This window comes from Cupriavidus sp. 05N38, from assembly GCF_056397345.1.
Genome location: NZ_JBFTNF010000083.1, coordinates 1 through 16,859, shown reverse-complemented (window position 1 = coordinate 16,859; position 16,859 = coordinate 1). Strand labels below are relative to the sequence as shown.

Annotated in this window: 14 protein-coding genes and 3 tRNA genes; 7 read left to right on the top strand and 10 right to left on the bottom strand. The window is 65.4% G+C overall.

Annotation, left to right across the window (positions count from 1 at the left end; translation table 11 throughout):
- Window positions 1-20: 20 nt before the first annotated feature.
- Complete coding sequence (locus tag AC1DK4_RS36000; RefSeq protein WP_441618375.1) at window positions 21-287, bottom strand: hypothetical protein; 267 nt, start codon at window positions 285-287, stop codon at window positions 21-23.
- Window positions 288-771: 484 nt separating this feature from the next.
- Between AC1DK4_RS36000 and trxA the strand changes: the two genes are divergently transcribed.
- The 6 genes from trxA (at window position 772) to AC1DK4_RS35970 (ending at window position 7,385) form a co-directional block, all read left to right on the top strand.
- Window positions 772-1,098 carry a thioredoxin TrxA gene (gene trxA, locus AC1DK4_RS35995; RefSeq protein ID WP_010814265.1) on the top strand — a complete coding sequence of 109 codons (327 nt, stop codon included), beginning with the start codon at window positions 772-774 and terminating at the stop codon, window positions 1,096-1,098.
- A 188-nt stretch (window positions 1,099-1,286) separates the two neighbouring features.
- Complete coding sequence (rho, locus tag AC1DK4_RS35990) at window positions 1,287-2,549, top strand: transcription termination factor Rho (protein ID WP_029043590.1); 1,263 nt, start codon at window positions 1,287-1,289, stop codon at window positions 2,547-2,549.
- A 127-nt stretch (window positions 2,550-2,676) separates the two neighbouring features.
- The gene (locus tag AC1DK4_RS35985) at window positions 2,677-3,528 is read left to right on the top strand and encodes a M90 family metallopeptidase (RefSeq protein ID WP_441618373.1); all 852 of its coding nucleotides are present in this window, start codon (window positions 2,677-2,679) and stop codon (window positions 3,526-3,528) included.
- A 210-nt stretch (window positions 3,529-3,738) separates the two neighbouring features.
- The gene (locus AC1DK4_RS35980; protein WP_420997545.1) at window positions 3,739-4,002 is read left to right on the top strand and encodes a type B 50S ribosomal protein L31; all 264 of its coding nucleotides are present in this window, start codon (window positions 3,739-3,741) and stop codon (window positions 4,000-4,002) included.
- 193 nt (window positions 4,003-4,195) lie between these two features.
- A complete protein-coding gene (locus AC1DK4_RS35975) occupies window positions 4,196-5,983 on the top strand; it encodes an ArnT family glycosyltransferase (RefSeq protein WP_441618370.1) in 1,788 nt (595 codons plus the stop codon).
- A gap of 49 nt (window positions 5,984-6,032) precedes the next feature.
- Window positions 6,033-7,385 (top strand): MATE family efflux transporter, encoded by a 1,353-nt coding sequence (locus tag AC1DK4_RS35970; protein WP_441618368.1) that lies wholly within the window; start codon window positions 6,033-6,035, stop codon window positions 7,383-7,385.
- Between the two features lie 209 nt (window positions 7,386-7,594).
- Here AC1DK4_RS35970 and AC1DK4_RS35965 read toward each other — a convergent pair.
- The 4 genes from AC1DK4_RS35965 to gltX form a co-directional block, all read right to left on the bottom strand.
- Window positions 7,595-7,671: transfer RNA gene (locus tag AC1DK4_RS35965), tRNA-Asp, on the bottom strand.
- A 69-nt stretch (window positions 7,672-7,740) separates the two neighbouring features.
- Window positions 7,741-7,816: transfer RNA gene (locus AC1DK4_RS35960), tRNA-Glu, on the bottom strand.
- 110 nt (window positions 7,817-7,926) lie between these two features.
- A tRNA-Ala gene (locus AC1DK4_RS35955) sits at window positions 7,927-8,002 on the bottom strand.
- Window positions 8,003-8,283: 281 nt separating this feature from the next.
- Window positions 8,284-9,693 (bottom strand): glutamate--tRNA ligase, encoded by a 1,410-nt coding sequence (gene gltX / locus AC1DK4_RS35950; RefSeq protein WP_441643380.1) that lies wholly within the window; start codon window positions 9,691-9,693, stop codon window positions 8,284-8,286.
- Window positions 9,694-9,942: 249 nt separating this feature from the next.
- Here gltX and AC1DK4_RS35945 point away from each other — a divergent pair, with 249 nt between their 5' ends.
- Window positions 9,943-10,884 (top strand): patatin-like phospholipase family protein, encoded by a 942-nt coding sequence (locus AC1DK4_RS35945; RefSeq protein WP_441618364.1) that lies wholly within the window; start codon window positions 9,943-9,945, stop codon window positions 10,882-10,884.
- 88 nt (window positions 10,885-10,972) lie between these two features.
- Here AC1DK4_RS35945 and AC1DK4_RS35940 read toward each other — a convergent pair whose 3' ends face one another.
- From AC1DK4_RS35940 to AC1DK4_RS35920, 5 genes are all read right to left on the bottom strand, one after another.
- Window positions 10,973-11,662, bottom strand: coding sequence for a C40 family peptidase (locus AC1DK4_RS35940; RefSeq protein WP_441618362.1), 690 nt, complete (start codon window positions 11,660-11,662; stop codon window positions 10,973-10,975).
- A gap of 323 nt (window positions 11,663-11,985) precedes the next feature.
- Window positions 11,986-13,626 carry an ABC transporter ATP-binding protein gene (locus AC1DK4_RS35935; protein ID WP_441618395.1) on the bottom strand — a complete coding sequence of 547 codons (1,641 nt, stop codon included), beginning with the start codon at window positions 13,624-13,626 and terminating at the stop codon, window positions 11,986-11,988.
- 98 nt (window positions 13,627-13,724) lie between these two features.
- Window positions 13,725-14,852 (bottom strand): ABC transporter permease, encoded by a 1,128-nt coding sequence (locus tag AC1DK4_RS35930; protein ID WP_441618360.1) that lies wholly within the window; start codon window positions 14,850-14,852, stop codon window positions 13,725-13,727.
- Window positions 14,849-15,898 (bottom strand): microcin C ABC transporter permease YejB, encoded by a 1,050-nt coding sequence (locus AC1DK4_RS35925; RefSeq protein ID WP_477132116.1) that lies wholly within the window; start codon window positions 15,896-15,898, stop codon window positions 14,849-14,851. Before AC1DK4_RS35925 ends, AC1DK4_RS35930 begins: the two co-directional genes overlap by 4 nt.
- A gap of 27 nt (window positions 15,899-15,925) precedes the next feature.
- On the bottom strand, window positions 15,926-16,859 hold a 934-nt coding region (locus AC1DK4_RS35920), incomplete at its 5' end, for an ABC transporter substrate-binding protein (RefSeq protein ID WP_477132115.1).

Here is a 16,859-nt window from a genome sequence, read left to right as displayed (position 1 = left end):
GCCCGGATGCCCCGCTGTCTTCAGCGGCCGGTACCTTCGATGCGGGCGCGGATCTCGCGCGCGGTCTCGAGCAGGCCCTGGTAGCCCGACCGGGCATGTTCGGGGAGGTCGGGATCGCCGATCAGCGCGCCGAGCGTTTCGATCACGCTGTACAGCAGGCCCCTGGCCGCGCCGCCGGCAATGCTGTTCTGCTCCACCGCGCTATTGATATGGTCCAGCGCGTCGCTCAGGTGCGCCACGGTGGGCGACTCTTGCGGATCGGGCTTGGAGGAATTGTCGGTCGTCATGGTCGATGGCCTTGTGTGGTGCGCGTGATTCTATTCTACGCGCCGCAGTGCGCCCGGCTTTGCCTCCTGACATGGAAAAGCCAGATGCCAGGCACACCCGGGTATGTGCACGATAAATCATACGGCGGCGGCCACGGCCCGGGGACGCCATTGAGAAAAGCTCTCGCGCCCATTAATACAATCACTCCACCGGCATGGCATTAGCGGGCAGAATGCATGCAAGCGCCGCCGTGCCGGATCACCCATTCGGATCACCTTTTTCCTGCACGTACGGCAGCGCACTGACAGCTTGGGGGGGCAGGTATTGAATTTCCGTCAACTGGTAACATATCTGCAGCATCCGCCTTTCCTGGCCATCCCGTCGCCCGGGACAGCCGGCATCGGGTGAGGCGCCCGCCTACGGGCATGCGCAAACTCGTGTAATGTAGCGGTTCGGCAAATCCCGCCTTCAAAATCAACAGAGCGAAACCAGAGGTTTTCCGCCATGAGTGAACAAATCAAGTATGTGAGCGACGCCTCCTTTGACGCCGACGTGCTCCAGTCCGACAAGCCTGTCCTGCTCGATTTCTGGGCAGAATGGTGCGGTCCTTGCAARATGATCGCCCCGATCCTKGACGAAGTGGCAAAGGACTACGGCGACAAGCTGCAGATCGCGAAGATCAACGTCGACGAGAACCAGCAAGTGCCGGCCAAGTTCGGCATCCGCGGTATCCCCACGCTGATCCTGTTCAAGAATGGCGCGGTTGCCGCGCAGAAGGTCGGCGCGCTGTCCAAGTCGCAGCTGACCGCATTCCTCGACGGCAATCTGTAAGACGATTGCACGGGGCGCGGCGCCGGCCGGCGCGGCCCCGCTGTAGCCACAATCCGACGTGCGTGCGCCAGCTCTGGCGCACCGGCCGGATTGTGCTAAGATGGCACCAACAACTTCCCCGAGCGTCCGCTCATTTCTTCCCCCCTCTTTAGGTCCAGCCCGTCCGGGCGCCTCTGTACCCCTCGTCTATGCACCTGACAGAACTCAAATCGCTTCACGTGTCTGCGCTTCTCGAAATGGCCGCGACCCTCGAGATCGACAACGCACAGCGGATGCGCAAACAGGAGCTCATGTTTGCCATCCTGAAGAAGCGCGCCAAGCTGGGCGAAACCATCTTTGGCGACGGCACGCTGGAAGTCCTGCCGGACGGATTTGGTTTCCTGCGCTCGCCCGAGACGTCGTACCTGGCGAGCACGGACGATATCTACATCAGCCCTTCGCAGATCCGCCGCTTCAACCTGCATACCGGCGACACCATCGAAGGCGAGGTGCGGACCCCCAAGGACGGCGAGCGCTACTTCGCGCTGGTGAAGGTGGACAAGGTCAACGGCCAGGCGCCTGAAGCGGTGAAGAACCGCATCATGTTCGAGAACCTGACGCCGCTGCACCCGAACCGGCCGCTCACGCTCGAACGCGAAATCCGCGCCGAGGAAAACATCACCGGCCGCATCATCGACATGATCGCGCCGATCGGCCGCGGCCAGCGCGCACTGCTGGTGGCGTCGCCGAAGTCGGGCAAGACCGTGATGCTGCAGCACATCGCCCACGCGATCGCCAACAACCATCCGGAAGCCGACCTGTTCGTGCTGCTGATCGACGAGCGCCCGGAAGAAGTGACGGAAATGCTGCGTTCGGTGCGCGGCGAGGTGGTGGCGTCGACCTTCGACGAACCCGCCATCCGTCACGTGCAGGTCGCCGAAATGGTGATCGAGAAGGCCAAGCGCCTGGTCGAACTCAAGCGCGACGTGGTGATCCTGCTGGACTCCATCACGCGCCTGGCGCGCGCCTACAACACGGTGGTGCCGGCCTCGGGCAAGGTGCTGACCGGCGGTGTGGATGCCAACGCGCTGCAACGCCCGAAGCGTTTCTTCGGCGCCGCGCGTAACCTGGAAGAAGGCGGTTCGCTGACCATCATCGCCACCGCGCTGATCGAAACCGGCAGCCGCATGGACGACGTGATCTACGAAGAGTTCAAGGGCACCGGCAATATGGAAGTGCACCTCGAGCGCCGCCTGGCCGAGAAGCGCGTCTATCCGTCGATCAACCTGAACAAGTCCGGCACCCGCCGCGAGGAACTGCTGATCAAGCCGGAAATCCTGCAGAAGGTGTGGGTGCTGCGCAAGTTCATCTCCGACATGGACGAAGTGCAGGCCATGGAGTTCATCCTCGACAAGATGAAGGCGACCAAGAACAACGCCGAGTTTTTCGATATGATGCGCAGAGGCGGCTGACCGCTGGCTGTACCGCGCGCCGCGGCGCGCGCGTATCGCACAGAAGGGCGTGCCACGGCACGCCCTTCTGCTTTGCACGCCGCGCCCGCCCGAGGCGCCATCCCGGCACCCTATCTGCAGGAGAATCATGTTCGGCAGACTGAGCCACTTCCTGAAAGACCGCGCGCGCGGACGCAAGCTCGAGCACTACGCCATCCCCGACTCGCTCTGGGAACACACGGTGGCGACGCTGCCGTTCGTGCAGCGCTACGGCGCCGACGACCTCGCCGCGCTGCGCGAGCTTGCCACGCTGTTCATCGCCGAGAAGGAATTCTCCACCGCGCACGACTTGCCGCTTGCCGACGAGATGGTGACCAGCGTGGCGACGCAGGCCTGCGTGCCCATCCTCAAGCTCGGCATCGAGTGGTATCGCGGCTGGCGCGGCATCGTGCTCTATCCGGGCGAGTTCATCATCCGGCGCACCGTCGAGGACGATATCGGCCTCGTGCATGGCGTGGTGGAAGAAGCCAGCGGCGAAGCCTGGGAACATGGGCCGGTGATCCTGTCCTGGCCCGACGTGCGCACGCCGGGAACGGGGACCGGCGGCCGCCACGCCCACCCCGACGACACCTATAACGTCGTCATCCACGAGTTCGCCCACAAGCTCGACATGCTCGACGGCGAGCCGGACGGCGTGCCGCCCTTCTCGCGCGTGCTGCATGCCGGCGTGGACCGCGAGCAATGGGCCGAGACCCTGCTGACCGAATACGACCGCTTCGCCGATGCCTGCGACCGGCAATCCGACCACGCCTGGGACCATCCCGAGCGGCTGCCGCCGGCGCTGCGCGTGATCGACCCCTACGGCTGCGAAGCGCCAAGCGAGTTCTTTGCCGTGGCCTCGGAGACCTTCTTCGTGGAACCGGACAGGCTGCGCAAGCACTGGCCGGCCCTGTATGGCGTACTGTCCACGTTTTACCGCCAGGATCCGGCCTCGATGTGATTCGTCACCGATACGCCGGCATGGCCGGCCAATTCATCCGGGGCGCTCGCAAATCTTGCCCAGCTTTTTGTTTTTCTGCGATAATCCCGGTTTGTCCGTTATCGGCAAGTGGTTCGTTCGCCGCGACACTGCCAGCCCGGTTCCGCCGGAGCTTAGGCAACGGCAGCGCGGCATGCAGCGGACTGGCTACCCAACCTGAAAGGAAGCACCATGAAAGAAGGCATTCACCCGAATTACCGCGAAGTCCTGTTCCACGACGTGTCGAACGACTTCAAGTTCGTGACCCGCTCGACGATCCAGACCCGCGACACGATCGTTCACGAAGGCAAGGAATACCCGCTGGCCAAGATCGAAGTCTCGTCGGAATCGCACCCGTTCTACACCGGCACCCAGAAGATCATGGACACGGCCGGCCGCGTCGAGAAGTTCCGCCAGAAGTTCGGCAGCAAGCTGGGCAAGGCCGCAGCGAAGTAATCCGCTGCGCGAGCCCGCTCGCAGCACGGCCTCGGACGATGCTCCGGCGCCGCGCACCCAAGCAAAGAGGCAGCATCGGCTGCCTCTTTGCTTTTGCATTCTCCGTGCTCTTGCCTTCTTCGCGCCCAGCGCGCCGGCGCAGGCGTAGCCAACCGGAGGCGCCCATTCGGCCGCCCCCAAGCCCCACCGATCCATGAGCGCAGCCAAGACTTCCCGAGTCCACCTCACCGCAGCCGCCACCGGCGCGCTTCCGCGCGGACTGCTGCTGGCCATCTGCATCATCTACGGCCTGGCCGGCCTGTTCGGCCGCGACCCGTGGAAGAATGAGGATGCGGCCGGCTTCGGGGTGATGTGGCAACTGGCTACCGGTGGCGTGCAGGACTGGCTGATGCCGAATATCGTAGGCCGGCCCTATGGCGACGACGGCCCGCTGGTGTTCTGGGTCGGCGCCGCCATGATCCGCCTGTTCGGCGGCTGGCTGGGCGCGCCCGACGCCTCGCGCCTTGCCACGGCGCTGTTCTACTTCGGCACCTGCGCGCTGATCTGGTACGCCACCTATCTGCTCGGCCGCCGCGCCGAGGTCCAGCCCTTTGCCTATGTCTTCGGCGGCCAGCCCAATGCGCGCGACTACGGCCGCACGCTGGCCGACGGCGCGCTGCTGATCTTCCTGGCCTGCGTGGGCCTGGCCATGCGCGGCCACGAAACCACGCCCCAGGTCGGCCAGGTCTGTTTCGTCGCCATGAGCCTGTACGGCATGGTGCGCAGCCTGGACAAGCCGCTGCAGGGCGGGCTCTGGCTGGGCGCCGGGCTCGGCGCGCTGACCCTGTCGAGCGGACCGGTGCTGCCGCTGGTGCTGCTGGCGTCCATCATCGTCTGCGGGCTGGCCTGCAAGCCCCTGCCCCTGCCGCGCATGCTGATGGCCAGCGTGCCGCTGGCGCTGGCCATGGTGGCCGCGTGGATGGCGACCGCCTACCTGGGCGCCACCGACCACAACGATGCGGTGACCTTCATCCGCGAGTGGTCGCGCTACGACCGCCGCACCTACGGCGCGCCCAATGCCATCGCACTCAACTTCGTCGCGCGCAACCTGCTGCTGTTTACCTGGCCGGTCTGGCCGATCGCATGCTGGGCATGGCTGAGCTGGTCGGGCATGCGCCGCGCGCCGCATGTGGCGCTGCCGCTGGCGCTGCTGGTGCCGCCACTGCTGCTGCTGTTCCTGCTGCGCCAGCCCGGCGACGTGCAGTTCATCCTGCTGCTGCCGCCGATGGCGGTGTTGGCCGCCTTCGGCCTGCCCACGCTGACACGCGCCGCCATCAATGCGATCGACTGGTTCGCGCTGCTGTTCTTCACGATCTTCGGCGGCTTCGTCTGGTTCATGTGGATCGCCCGCACGACCGGCCAGCCGCCGCGCATCGCCGCCAACATCCATCGCCTGCTGCCGGGCTTCCAGCAGGACTTCACTGTCAGCGCGGTGGCCTACGCGCTGGTCGTCACGGCGGCCTGGGTGCTGATCGTGCGCTGGCGTCTTTCGCGCGCGCCCAAGCAGATCTGGCGCCCGGTGGTGATCTCGGCTGCCGGCACCACGCTGATGTGGGTGCTGGCCATGACGCTGTGGATGCCGTCGATCAACTATGGCAAGACCTACCGCGACGTGGCCCAGGCCGCGTCGATGGCGCTGCCCGCTACCTACAACTGCGTGCAGCCGATCCGCATGGGCGACGCGCAGCTGGCATCGTTCGCGTACTTCGGCCATATCCGCTTCGGCGGCCCGTCCGATGGCTGCGATATCCTGCTGCGCCACGACGCGGTCGACTATGGCGAGCCGACCAGCATTTCGCATTTCGAATGGCGGCTGATCTGGGAAGGTCGCCGGCCGTCGGACCGCGACGAACGCTTCCGCATGTACCGCCTCGTGGATATGTCGAAGGTGCCGCCAGCCAAGCCGACGCTGCCGCAGCGCCGCTTGCCGCGCCACTCCTAGAACACACTCAACAGTTGCCCGGCCGCGCCCCGGCGCGCCGGCCCATCGGATGAAACTGCTGCAGGATCTCCGCCGCATCGGCGAGCTGGCCGCGCCAGTCCTGGTCGGCCAGCTCGCCGTGATCGCCTTCGGCGTGATCGACACCATCATGGCCGGTCGCGCCTCGGCCACCGATCTCGCCGCCGTGGGGCTTGGCGGCTCCATCTACATTACGGTCTACATCAGCCTGATGGGCGTACTGCAGGCGCTCGCCCCGGTCGCCGGCCAGCTGCACGGGGCCGGCCGCGCGGCGGAGATCGGCAGCGAAGTCAGGCAGGCTGCCTGGCTGGGCGTGGCGCTGGCGGTGCCGGGCATGCTGCTGCTGGCCTTCCCCGGGCCCTTGCTGGAGTTCGCGCAGGCGCCGCCCGAACTGGTCGAGAAGGCAACCCACTACCTGCATATCCAGGCTTTCGGCCTGCCGGCGGCACTCGGATTTCGCATTTACTCGGCATTGAACAATGCCCTGTCGCGACCGGTGATGGTGACCGTGCTCCAGCTGGCCGGGCTGTGCGTGAAGATCCCGCTCAATGCCTGGTTCATCGGAGGCGGACTCGGCCTGGCGCCGATGGGCGGCCCGGGCTGCGCGCTGGCCTCGGCATCGATCAGCTGGATCTGGTGCATATCCGGCGTGATGATCCTGCGGCGCAACGCGGCCTACCGGCCCCTGCAGATCTTCTCGAGCTGGGCGTGGCCGCAGGCGCGGCCGATCCGTGCGCTGCTGCGCCTGGGCGTACCGATGGGCCTGACCTACCTGATCGAGATCACCTCGTTTACGCTGATGTCGATCTTCATCACGCGCATGGGCACCGTCGTGCTGGCCGGCCACCAGATCATCGCCAACCTTGGCGCGGTCGCCTACATGCTGCCGCTCTCGCTGGCGATCTCCACCTCGACGCTGGTGGCGCAGTCGATCGGCGCGCGCGATCACGCCGCGGCGCGCCGCATCGCCAGGCGCGGCATCGGCCTGGCAGCGCTGCTTGCGATCCTGGTAGGCAGCCTGCTGTGGATCCTGCGCGAGCCGCTGCTGCATGCCTACGCCAAGGATCCGGCGGTAGTGAAGGCCGCCCTGCCGCTGATGCTGTTCATCGCCTTCTACCAGGCCTTCGATGCGGTCCAGGTGATGACCGCCTTCATCCTGCGTGCATACAAGATCGCACTGGTGCCAACGCTGATCTATGCTCTTTCGCTCTGGGGCGTCGGGCTGGGCGGGGGCTATGTGCTTGGCTTCGGCCTGCTCGAGTCGATGCCGGCCTTCACGCGCGGCGCAGCCGGCTTCTGGCTGGCCAACAGCCTGAGCCTGGCGCTCGCCGGATCGCTGCTGGTGCGTTACTTCGTCACGGTGAGCCGGCGCCAGGCGGGCTGATGCCGGACCTGGAGATAATCACGGGGGGGGTAATCGCGGGGGCAGGCAGGCATAATGCGCCGTGCCGCCAGGCGGCCGGCCACGCCCGTGACGAAAAGATTATCGCGGGCCGCCRCCAAGGACACCGGCGGAGAACGGCGAGGGCGAATCGCAGAATATGGAAGCGGAAAAAGAAAAACCCGCATGGCATAACCATGCGGGTTTAGATTTGGCGGAGTGGACGGGGCTCGAACCCGCGACCCCCGGCGTGACAGGCCGGTATTCTAACCAACTGAACTACCACTCCAATACTTCTGCTTGCTACCGGCAGTAATGCCGCCGACGACAAACCGAACGTTTGATTACGCTCGAAATCTGGCGTCCCCTAGGGGATTCGAACCCCTGTACTCACCGTGAAAGGGTGATGTCCTAGGCCTCTAGACGAAGGGGACAGAAACTCGTCTTTCAACTTGTTCCGTCTTGCACGACAGAGAACTGAATAATCATGTTCTCGCCGCGCTGGGAAGCTTCGATTTTACCGCACTCGAAACTTCCGGCATTTTGGTGGAGCTAAGCGGGATCGAACCGCTGACCTCTTGCATGCCATGCAAGCGCTCTCCCAGCTGAGCTATAGCCCCATGGTACTACCTTGCTGCTTATTTACTGCACCAGCCTTACTGCTGCTGTCGTTTCGCGTTTGTTTCTTTGTTTCAGCGAAGACAAGATTATATAAACAACCTTGCTTTTTGACAACCCCTTTTTTTAACTTTTTTTAGCGATCCGCATTTCTGCGGGATTACTACTGATCGCTGCCATCCGTTAAGCCCGCTTGGTTTTTGTCCGCGCTGCAGGGAGAACGAGATTATGCTTAAGTCCCGGCAGGAGCGCAAGCCCCTTTCGAGACTTTCTGCAAAAAATTTCAGGCGAGCCCGTTTTGCAGGCGGCGCAGCACGGCGTCGCGGCCGAACAGCTCCAGCACGGCATCGATGGCCGGCGTCTGCAACTGCCCTGCCACCAGCAGGCGCACCGGCATGGCCAGCTTGGGCATCTTCAGGCCGAACTCGGCCAGCACGGCCTTGAAGGCCGCGCTGATGTCTTCGCGCTTCCACGCCGGGAGCGCGCTCAGGCGAGCGCTCAGGGCCTGCAGCGCCGGCAGGATATCCGCGTTGAGATGCTCGGCCTTGAGCGCGGCATCGGGCTGCGGCTCGCCGCGGTAGAACAGCAGCGCGGCCTGCGCCACGTCCTTGAGCGTATTGGCGCGGTCCTTCACCAGGCCCACCACGCCCTCGAGGCTGGCACCGCCCTCCTCCACCTTGCCGCCCAGTGCCTCGATGAACGGCAGGGTCAGCGCAGCCAGCCGCGCGTTGTCGCCTACCTTGATGTAGTGATTATTGAGCCAGGCCAGCTTCTCCGGGTTGTACTGCGCCGGCGACTTGCCCAGGTGCTCGAGGTCGAACCACTCGACGAACTGCTCGCGCGAGAAGATCTCCGCATCGCCGTGCGCCCAGCCCAGGCGGGCCAGGTAGTTGAGCACGGCCTCCGGCAGGTAGCCTTCGTCGCGGTAGCCCGTGACGGCCATGGCGCCATGGCGCTTGCTCATCTTCTCGCCCTGCTCGTTGAGGACGGTCGGCAAGTGGGCGAAGACCGGCGGCGTGCCGCCCAGCGCGCGAATGATGTTGATCTGGCGCGGCGTATTGTTGACGTGGTCGTCGCCGCGGATGACATGGGTAATCTTCATGTCGAGGTCATCGACCACCACGCAGAAGTTATAGGTGGGCGTGCCGTCCGGGCGGGCGATCACCAGGTCATCCAGTTCATCGTTGGAGATCTCGATGCGGCCCTTGACCGCGTCGTCCCACACCACGCTGCCGCCGATCGGGTTCTTGAAGCGGATCACAGGCTGCACGCCGGCCGGCGGCGCGGGCAACTCCTTGCCCGGCTCGGGACGCCAGAAGCCGTTGTAGCGCGGCTTCTCCCCGCGTTCGCGCTGGGCCTCGCGCAGGGCGTCCAGCTCCTCGGTGCTCATGTAGCACGGATAGGCCAGCCCGCTATCGACCATCTGCTTGACCACTTCGCGATAGCGGTCCATGCGCTGCATCTGGTAGTACGGGCCTTCGTCGATATCCATCTCGAGCCAGGCCATGCCTTCCAGGATCACGTCCACCGATTCCTGGGACGAGCGCTCGACGTCCGTGTCCTCGATGCGCAGGATGAAGTCGCCCTTCATGCGGCGCGCAAAGGCCCATGGGTAGAGCGCGGAGCGGATGTTGCCGAGGTGGATAAAGCCGGTCGGGCTCGGCGCGAAGCGGGTGCGGACGCGTTGTGTCATGTCGGAGGCAAACAAAAAAGCCTGCGCGCGGATGCGCGCGCAGGCCGGGTGTAGGATCGCCGCATTATAGCAAGCGGGGCGCCACGGCCGGCCCCGCCGCGCGCCGGATGCCTGCGCGCGCGGAATCATTTATCCTCTGCCCGGTCTGAAATGCTGCCGCGCGGATGCGGCGCTGGCGCCGGCCGCACATCCATGCCCACAATGGCGCCATCGGTGACGACCGCGCCACTTCCCTTCCTTCCTCGATCCATGCAACGACGCAACTTTCTTGGCGCGGGCGCGGCAGCGCTGCTCGCTGCCTGCTCCTTCGGCCCCAAGCCGGGCCCCCTGACCGCCCAGCCCGACACACCGGCTGTCGTGCCCCCGGCACCGTCCCGCCCCATCAAGATCGGCCTCGCGCTGGGCGGGGGTGCCGCCCGCGGCTTTGCCCACATCGGCGTGATCAAGGCGCTGGAAGCCCAGGGCATCCACCCGGACCTGGTCACCGGCACCAGCGCCGGCGCGGTGGTCGCCGCGCTCTATGCGTCGGGGATGAGCGGCTTCCAGCTCAACAAGCTGGCGCTGACCATGGACGAAGCCGCCATCGCCGACTGGGCCCTGCCCTTTGGCACGCGCTTCGGCGGCTGGCTCAAGGGCGAGGCGCTGCAGAACTATGTGAACAAGCTGATCGGCAACCGCCCCATCGAGGCCATGAAGCTGCCCCTGGGCATCGTCGCCACCGATCTCAAGACCGGCCAGGGCATCCTGTTCCGGCGCGGCAATACTGGCCAGGCGGTGCGTGCTTCGAGCAGCGTGCCGGGCGTGTTCCAGCCGGTCTCGATCCAGGGCCATGACTATGTGGACGGCGGGCTGGTGGAGCCGGTGCCGGTGGATTCGGCACGCACCATGGGCGCGGATTTCGTGATCGCCGTGAATATCTCGGCGGATCCGTCCAGCCAGAAGAACGGTGGCCAGAGCGGCGTGCTGCTGCAGACCACGGCCATCATGGGACAGTCGATCAACAAGATGGCGCTGGCACGCGCCGACGTGGTGATCCGCCCCGACCTGCCCGACATGGGCGGCAGCGATTTCACCGCGCGCAACCGCGCCATCCTGGCCGGCGAGCAGGCCATGGCGGCGGCAATGGCAGGCCTGCGCGACAAGCTGGCGCAGGCGCGCCTCAGGCCTGCCGGCACGGTGGCCGCGCAGTAATCCCGCCAACGGCCGCCGGCCGGCGCAAATGAAAAAGGACTGCATGGCAGTCCTTTTTTTGTCCGGAGCCGGGCGCACCCGGCCAGGCTCAGCCGCCGTAGAGCGAACGGCCGCCGGCGTTGGGATCGAAACGCTTGAGCGTCTCGACCATATTGCCGAGGTTGCCGGCGCCCACGCCATCCTGCGGCTTGTCGTCGATGCGGCGGGCACCGTTATAGCGCGTCACCCAGTACGAGGCGCGCATGTCGTCGACACGGATCTTGCTGCCCGTGGACGGAGCATGCACGAACTTGTTGTCGCCGATATAGATGCCGACGTGCGAGAACGTGTGGCGCATGGTGTTGAAAAACACCAGGTCGCCGGGACGCAGGTCGTTGGCCGCCACCGTGATGCCGACCTGGCTCATTTCCACCGAGCGGCGCGGCAGCATGAAACCAAAGGTGTCATTGAACACGTAGCGGACGAAGCCGCTGCAGTCCAGGCCCGATTCCGGGCTGTTGCCGCCGAAGCGGTAGCGCACGCCAATCAGCCCGAGGGCATTCATGACGAGGTCGCCAGCCTTGCTGGCAACGTGGCTGGTGGAACTCATCATCGAGGACAGCAAGCCACGCTTGCCTTCCGGATGCGGGTCCGAGCTCAGCTCGGCACGTGCATCGATGCGGGCGTCAGGGTCCTTGAAGACCGTATCAGCCAGCACTCCATTCGACAGAGCAGCACCGCAGGCAATGGCTATTCCAACGGCGGCGCGCGCCAGGGAATGAAGCACCGTTCGCTGCATTGGTTCTCCTGATCAATCGTTCTCTTTACCAGGCCCGGGACGACACGCCGGGCGGGCTCGAATTCAACGGGGTAGTTCAACGGGGTAAATGTGGCACGCAATAAGCGGACCAGCGTGATCATGTGACGCAGACCACCCGCGCAATCTACAAGCGACGCGCGAACCACCCCCAAAATTAGTTCTCGCCGGATGGTATAAGGTTGTCATTCACATGTCAAAGTACGTTACAAAATCCACCTAAAAGGCTTTGGAATCAAGCCCATACGACAAAAGTCGCATCTGCTTTCTTGTTTTCGTTATGTCAGGCGCGAGTCAGGCGCGAGTCAATCCGGTGACACCCTGAATTCAGTTGCACCAATTTGCGGCGCCGCGGGATCCGCCGCACCAATCTCGGCTGCCAGCATCAGCTTGCGGGTGTAAGCGTGCTGCGGCGCACCCAGCACGGCCTCGGTTTCCCCCGCCTCGACCACCTCGCCTGACTTCATCACGATGACGCGATGCGCCATCGCCCGGATCACGGCGAGATCGTGGCTGATGAACAGGTAGCTGAGGTTGTACTTGCGCTGCAACTGCGTCAGCAGCGCAAGCACCTGCTGCTGGATCGAGACATCGAGTGCCGAGGTTGGCTCGTCCAGCACCAGCACCTGGGGCTTGAGGATCAGCACGCGCGCAATCGCCACGCGCTGGCGCTGGCCGCCCGAGAACTCATGCGGATAGCGACCCAGCGCGGTGCGGTCCATGCCCACTTCGCGCAGCGCCTCGGTGACGCGCTGGCGCATGGCGTCGCGCGACAGCCCCGGCTGGTGCAGGGCCAGGCCCTCCCCCACGATCTGTTCGATGGTCATGCGCGGCGAAAGCGAACCGAACGGATCCTGGAACACCACCTGCAGGCGCGATCGCAGCGTGCTGCGCTCGCGGCGCGAGACATCGTCCAGGCTGCGGCCGAGGAAACGGATCTCGCCGCTGGTGCGCCGCGTCAGGTTCAGCACGGCGTGCGCCAGCGTGGTCTTGCCGGATCCCGATTCGCCCACGATGCCAACCGTCTCGCCCTCGCGCAGCGTGAAATCGACATCCTTCACGGCAGCAAGATGGTCGCGCCCGAACCAGCCGGCCAGGCCGCGCCGCTTGCGCGCGTAGTTCACGCACAGCCGCTGGGCTTCGAGCAGTACCGGCGACAGCGGCACCAGCGGCAGCACCTCGCGGCGCGGCCGGCTGTCGATCAGCTTGCGGGTATAGGGATGGCGGGGTGCGGCAAAGACCTCGGCGGTCTCGCCCACCTCCACCAGCACGCCCTTCTCCATCACGCCCACGCGCTGGGCAAAGGCCCGCACCAGGTTGAGGTCATGCGTGATCAGCATGACCGCCATGCCGAACTCGCTCTGCAGGTCGCGCAGCAGCTCCAGGATCTGCACGCGGATGGTCACGTCGAGCGCCGTGGTGGGCTCGTCGGCCAGCAGCAGCTTCGGCCGGCACGCCAGCGCCATGGCGATCATGGCGCGCTGGCGCTGGCCGCCCGAAAGCTGGTGCGGGAAGCTGTCGAAACGGTGCTCGGCGTCGGCAATGCCGGTGCGCTCGAGCAGCGCCACGGCGCGCTCGCGCGCCGCGCGGCGGTCCAGGCCCTCGTGCAGCGCCAGCGTCTCCACGATCTGGTTGCCGATCGTGTAGAGCGGGTTGAGCGCCGTCATGGGCTCCTGGAAGATCATGGCGATGTCGCCGCCACGGATGCCCCGCATCTCGCGCTCCGACACCTGCAGCAGGTCGCGCCCCTCGAAGCGCACCGCGCCCTGGTAGCGCGCATCCTCCACCAGCCGCAGCATGGCCAGCGCCGTGACGGTCTTGCCCGAGCCGGATTCGCCCACCAGCGCGAAGCGCTCGCCTGCGCGCAGGTCGAAGCTGACGTCGCGCACCGCGCGCGTGGCATCCTCGCCGTGGCCGAACGTGACGGAAAGCCGCTCGATGCACATCAGGGGGCCGCCGGCAGCGCCCCTTTCGGGGCGGGGCTTCTTGCCGTTCTTGGCGCCATTCGAGGCGCCATTCGCGGCGCCGGCTTGTGGCAGCGCGCTCATGGCGTCACCTCCGCGGCCGGCGAGCCTTCGGGCGCCTTCGGCTCCACGCGGCCGCGCAACTGCGCCAGGCCCAGGCGAGTATCGAAGGCGTCGCGCAGGGCGTCGCCCATGAAGGTAAGCAGCAAGAGGGTCAGCACCAGCACGGCAAAGGTCGAAAGGGAAATCCACCAGGCATCGAGGTTGGCCTTGCCCTGCGCCAGCAGCTCGCCGAGGCTGGGCGTGGTGGGTGGCACGCCCAGCCCGAGGAAATCGAGGCTGGTCAGCGCCAGGATGGCCGCGCTCATGCGGAACGGCAGGAACGTGATGACCGGCGTCAGGCTGTTGGGCAGGATATGGCGCCACATGATCTGCACATTGGACAGGCCCAGCGCACGCGCCGCCTTCACATAGTCTAGCGAGCGGTTGCGATAGAACTCGGCGCGCACGTAGTCGGACAAGCCCATCCAGCCGAACAGCGACAGCAGGATGATCAGCAACGCCAGGCTGGGCGTGAAGATCGAGGCGAAGATGATCAGCAGGTAGAGCTCGGGCATGGAGCTCCAGATCTCGATGGCGCGCTGGGAAATCAGGTCGAAGCGCCCGCCGAAGAAGCCCATCAGCGCACCGCTCAGCGTGCCGATCAGCACGCCGATCAGCGTCAGCGCGAGGCTGAACAGCACGGACACGCGGAAACCGTAGAGCAGCCGCGCCAGCACGTCCCGGCCCCGGTCGTCCGTGCCCAGCCAGTTCTCCGCCGAAGGCGGCGCCGGATTGGGCTCCTTGGAGAAGTAGTTGAGCGAGTCGTAGGAATACCGGTTGGGCGGGAAGACGGCGAAGTTACCGTTGCTGGTGATGCGGTTGCGGATGAACGGATCGAGATAATCCGTGCGCGTGGGGAAGTCGCCGTCGAAGGTCGTCTCCGGATAGACCTTGACGATGGGGAAATACCATTCGCCCTTGTACTTCACCACCAGCGGCCGGTCGCTCGACAAGGCTTCGGCGAACAGGCTGAGCACGAAGATGGCGACGAACAGGATCAGGCTCCAGTAGCCCAGCCGGTTGCGGCGAAAGCGCTGCCAGGCGCGCTGGCGCGGCGACGGCGAATGGGGCAGGCCGTTGGGTAGCGTGCGCGAGCGGAATTTCATCGGTGCACGGCCTCGAAGTGGATGCGCGGGTCGACCATCACGTAGCAGACATCGGAGATCAGCCGCGTGACCAGCCCGATCAGGGTGAACAGGTAGAGCGTGCCGAGCACGACCGGGTAGTCGCGCCGCAGCACTGCCTCGTAGGACAACAGGCCGAGCCCGTCGAGCGAGAACAAGGTCTCGATCAGCAGCGAGCCGGTGAAGAACGCGCCGATGAAGGCCGCCGGGAAACCGGTCACCAGCGGGATCAGCGCGTTACGGAAAATATGCTTCCACAGCACGCGGCGCTCGGCCAGCCCYTTGGCGCGCGCSGTCASCACGTACTGCTTGCGGATTTCMTCRAGAAACGMGTTYTTGGTCAGCATGGTGATCACCGCGAAGCTGCCCACCACCGAGGCGGTGATCGGCAATACGAGGTGCCACAGGTAGTCCATCACCTTGCCCATCATCGAAAGCTGGTCCCAGTCATCGGAAGTCAGCCCGCGCAGCGGGAACCACTGCACGAAGGTGCCGCCGCCGAACAACACCAGCAGCAGCACGCCCAGCACGAAGCCCGGAATGGCATAGCCCACCAGCACCACCATGCTGGTGACCACATCGAACCGGCTGCCCGCCCGGATCGCCTTGGAGATCCCGAGCGGCACCGATATCAGGTAAGTCAGGAAAAAGGTCCACAAACCCAGGCTGATGGACACCGGCATCTTGGATTTCACCAGCTCCCACACACTGCGGTGCTGGAAGTAGCTCTGCCCCAGGTCGAAGCGCGCAAAGCGCTTGAGCATGATGAAGTAGCGCTCGAGCGGCGGCTTGTCGAAGCCGTAGAGCGCCTGGATTTCCTTGATCTTGTCCGGGTCCACGCCACGGCGGCCGCGATATTCCGCGCCGCCGCCGCTGGCCTCGCCGCCACCGCCCCGCCCCTTGAGCTCCATCATCATCTGCTCGACCGGGCCGCCGGGCACGAACTGGATCACCACGAACGTCAGGGTGATGACGCCGATCAGGGTCGGGATCATCAGCAGGACGCGCTTGAGGAGGTAAATGAGCATCTCGGTTCCTTCTGTTCCAGTCCGCGCTTATCGGGCAGCCGGCTTGGTGTCGGTACGCCACCAGTTGCTCAGGACCCAGCCTTCGGCCGTGTAGAAATACGGCAGGCGTTCCGGGTAGATCAGTTCCTTGCGGTATGCCACGCGATGCGACGCGCTGTACCAGTTGGGCACGATGTAGTAGCCGTGCATCAGCACGCGGTCCAGCGCCCGCCCGGCATTGACCAGTTCCTCGCGCGTATGGGCGTGCAGCACATTGTCGACCAGGCGGTCGATCGGCGGCGACTTGAGGCCGAACAGGTTGTCCGATCCCGGCGTGGTGGCTGCTTCGCTGTTGAAGCGGTCGCGCAGCTCGTTGCCCGGGCTCTGGGAATCCGGGAAACGGATCGACACCATGTCGAAATCGAAGTCCTCCAGGCGTTTCTGGTACAGCGCGAAGTCGGTGGTGCGCTGGTTCACCTCGATGCCCAGCTTTTCGAGGTTGCGCACATAGGTGGTGATGACGCGGCTCATGGCGCCGCCGTCGTCGAGAAACTCGAAGACGAACGGCTCGCCCTTGGCATTGCGCAGCGCACCATCCTCGTAGGTCCAGCCGGCCTGCGCCAGCAGCCTGCGCGCGTCGCGCAGGTTGTCACGCAGCGAGCGCGGCGGATTGGTGGTGGGCTGCGTCACGATGGGGCCGAACACTTCCGGCGCCAGTTGCGAGCGCAGCGGCTCCAGCAACGCCAGTTCGCCGGGACCGGGCTGGCCATCGAGCGTGGCGCTGGCGGCCAGTTCGCTGTTGGAGAACCAGCTGTCGAGCCGGCGGTAGGCGCCATAGAAGAGCTGGCGGTTCAGCCATTCGAAGTCCAGCGCCAGGATCAGGGCCTGCCTGACCCGCACGTCCTGGAACATCGGCTTGCGCATATTCATCACGAAGCCCTGCATGCCGGCCCCGTTGCGGTGCGGGAAGTCGGTCTTGATC

What these genes read in the sequence shown, in the direction of transcription:
- AC1DK4_RS35970 (WP_441618368.1), top strand. Translation starts at nt 6,033, where the DNA reads ATGAAACTGCTGCAGGATCTCCGCCGCATCGGCGAGCTGGCCGCGCCA.
- AC1DK4_RS35975 (WP_441618370.1), top strand. Translation starts at nt 4,196, where the DNA reads ATGAGCGCAGCCAAGACTTCCCGAGTCCACCTCACCGCAGCCGCCACC.
- rho (WP_029043590.1), top strand. Translation starts at nt 1,287, where the DNA reads ATGCACCTGACAGAACTCAAATCGCTTCACGTGTCTGCGCTTCTCGAA.
- AC1DK4_RS35940 (WP_441618362.1), bottom strand. Translation starts at nt 11,662, where the DNA reads ATGCAGCGAACGGTGCTTCATTCCCTGGCGCGCGCCGCCGTTGGAATA.
- AC1DK4_RS35985 (WP_441618373.1), top strand. Translation starts at nt 2,677, where the DNA reads ATGTTCGGCAGACTGAGCCACTTCCTGAAAGACCGCGCGCGCGGACGC.
- AC1DK4_RS35930 (WP_441618360.1), bottom strand. Translation starts at nt 14,852, where the DNA reads ATGAAATTCCGCTCGCGCACGCTACCCAACGGCCTGCCCCATTCGCCG.
- AC1DK4_RS35935 (WP_441618395.1), bottom strand. Translation starts at nt 13,626, where the DNA reads ATGTGCATCGAGCGGCTTTCCGTCACGTTCGGCCACGGCGAGGATGCC.
- gltX (WP_441643380.1), bottom strand. Translation starts at nt 9,693, where the DNA reads ATGACACAACGCGTCCGCACCCGCTTCGCGCCGAGCCCGACCGGCTTT.
- AC1DK4_RS35945 (WP_441618364.1), top strand. Translation starts at nt 9,943, where the DNA reads ATGCAACGACGCAACTTTCTTGGCGCGGGCGCGGCAGCGCTGCTCGCT.
- AC1DK4_RS36000 (WP_441618375.1), bottom strand. Translation starts at nt 287, where the DNA reads ATGACGACCGACAATTCCTCCAAGCCCGATCCGCAAGAGTCGCCCACC.
- AC1DK4_RS35980 (WP_420997545.1), top strand. Translation starts at nt 3,739, where the DNA reads ATGAAAGAAGGCATTCACCCGAATTACCGCGAAGTCCTGTTCCACGAC.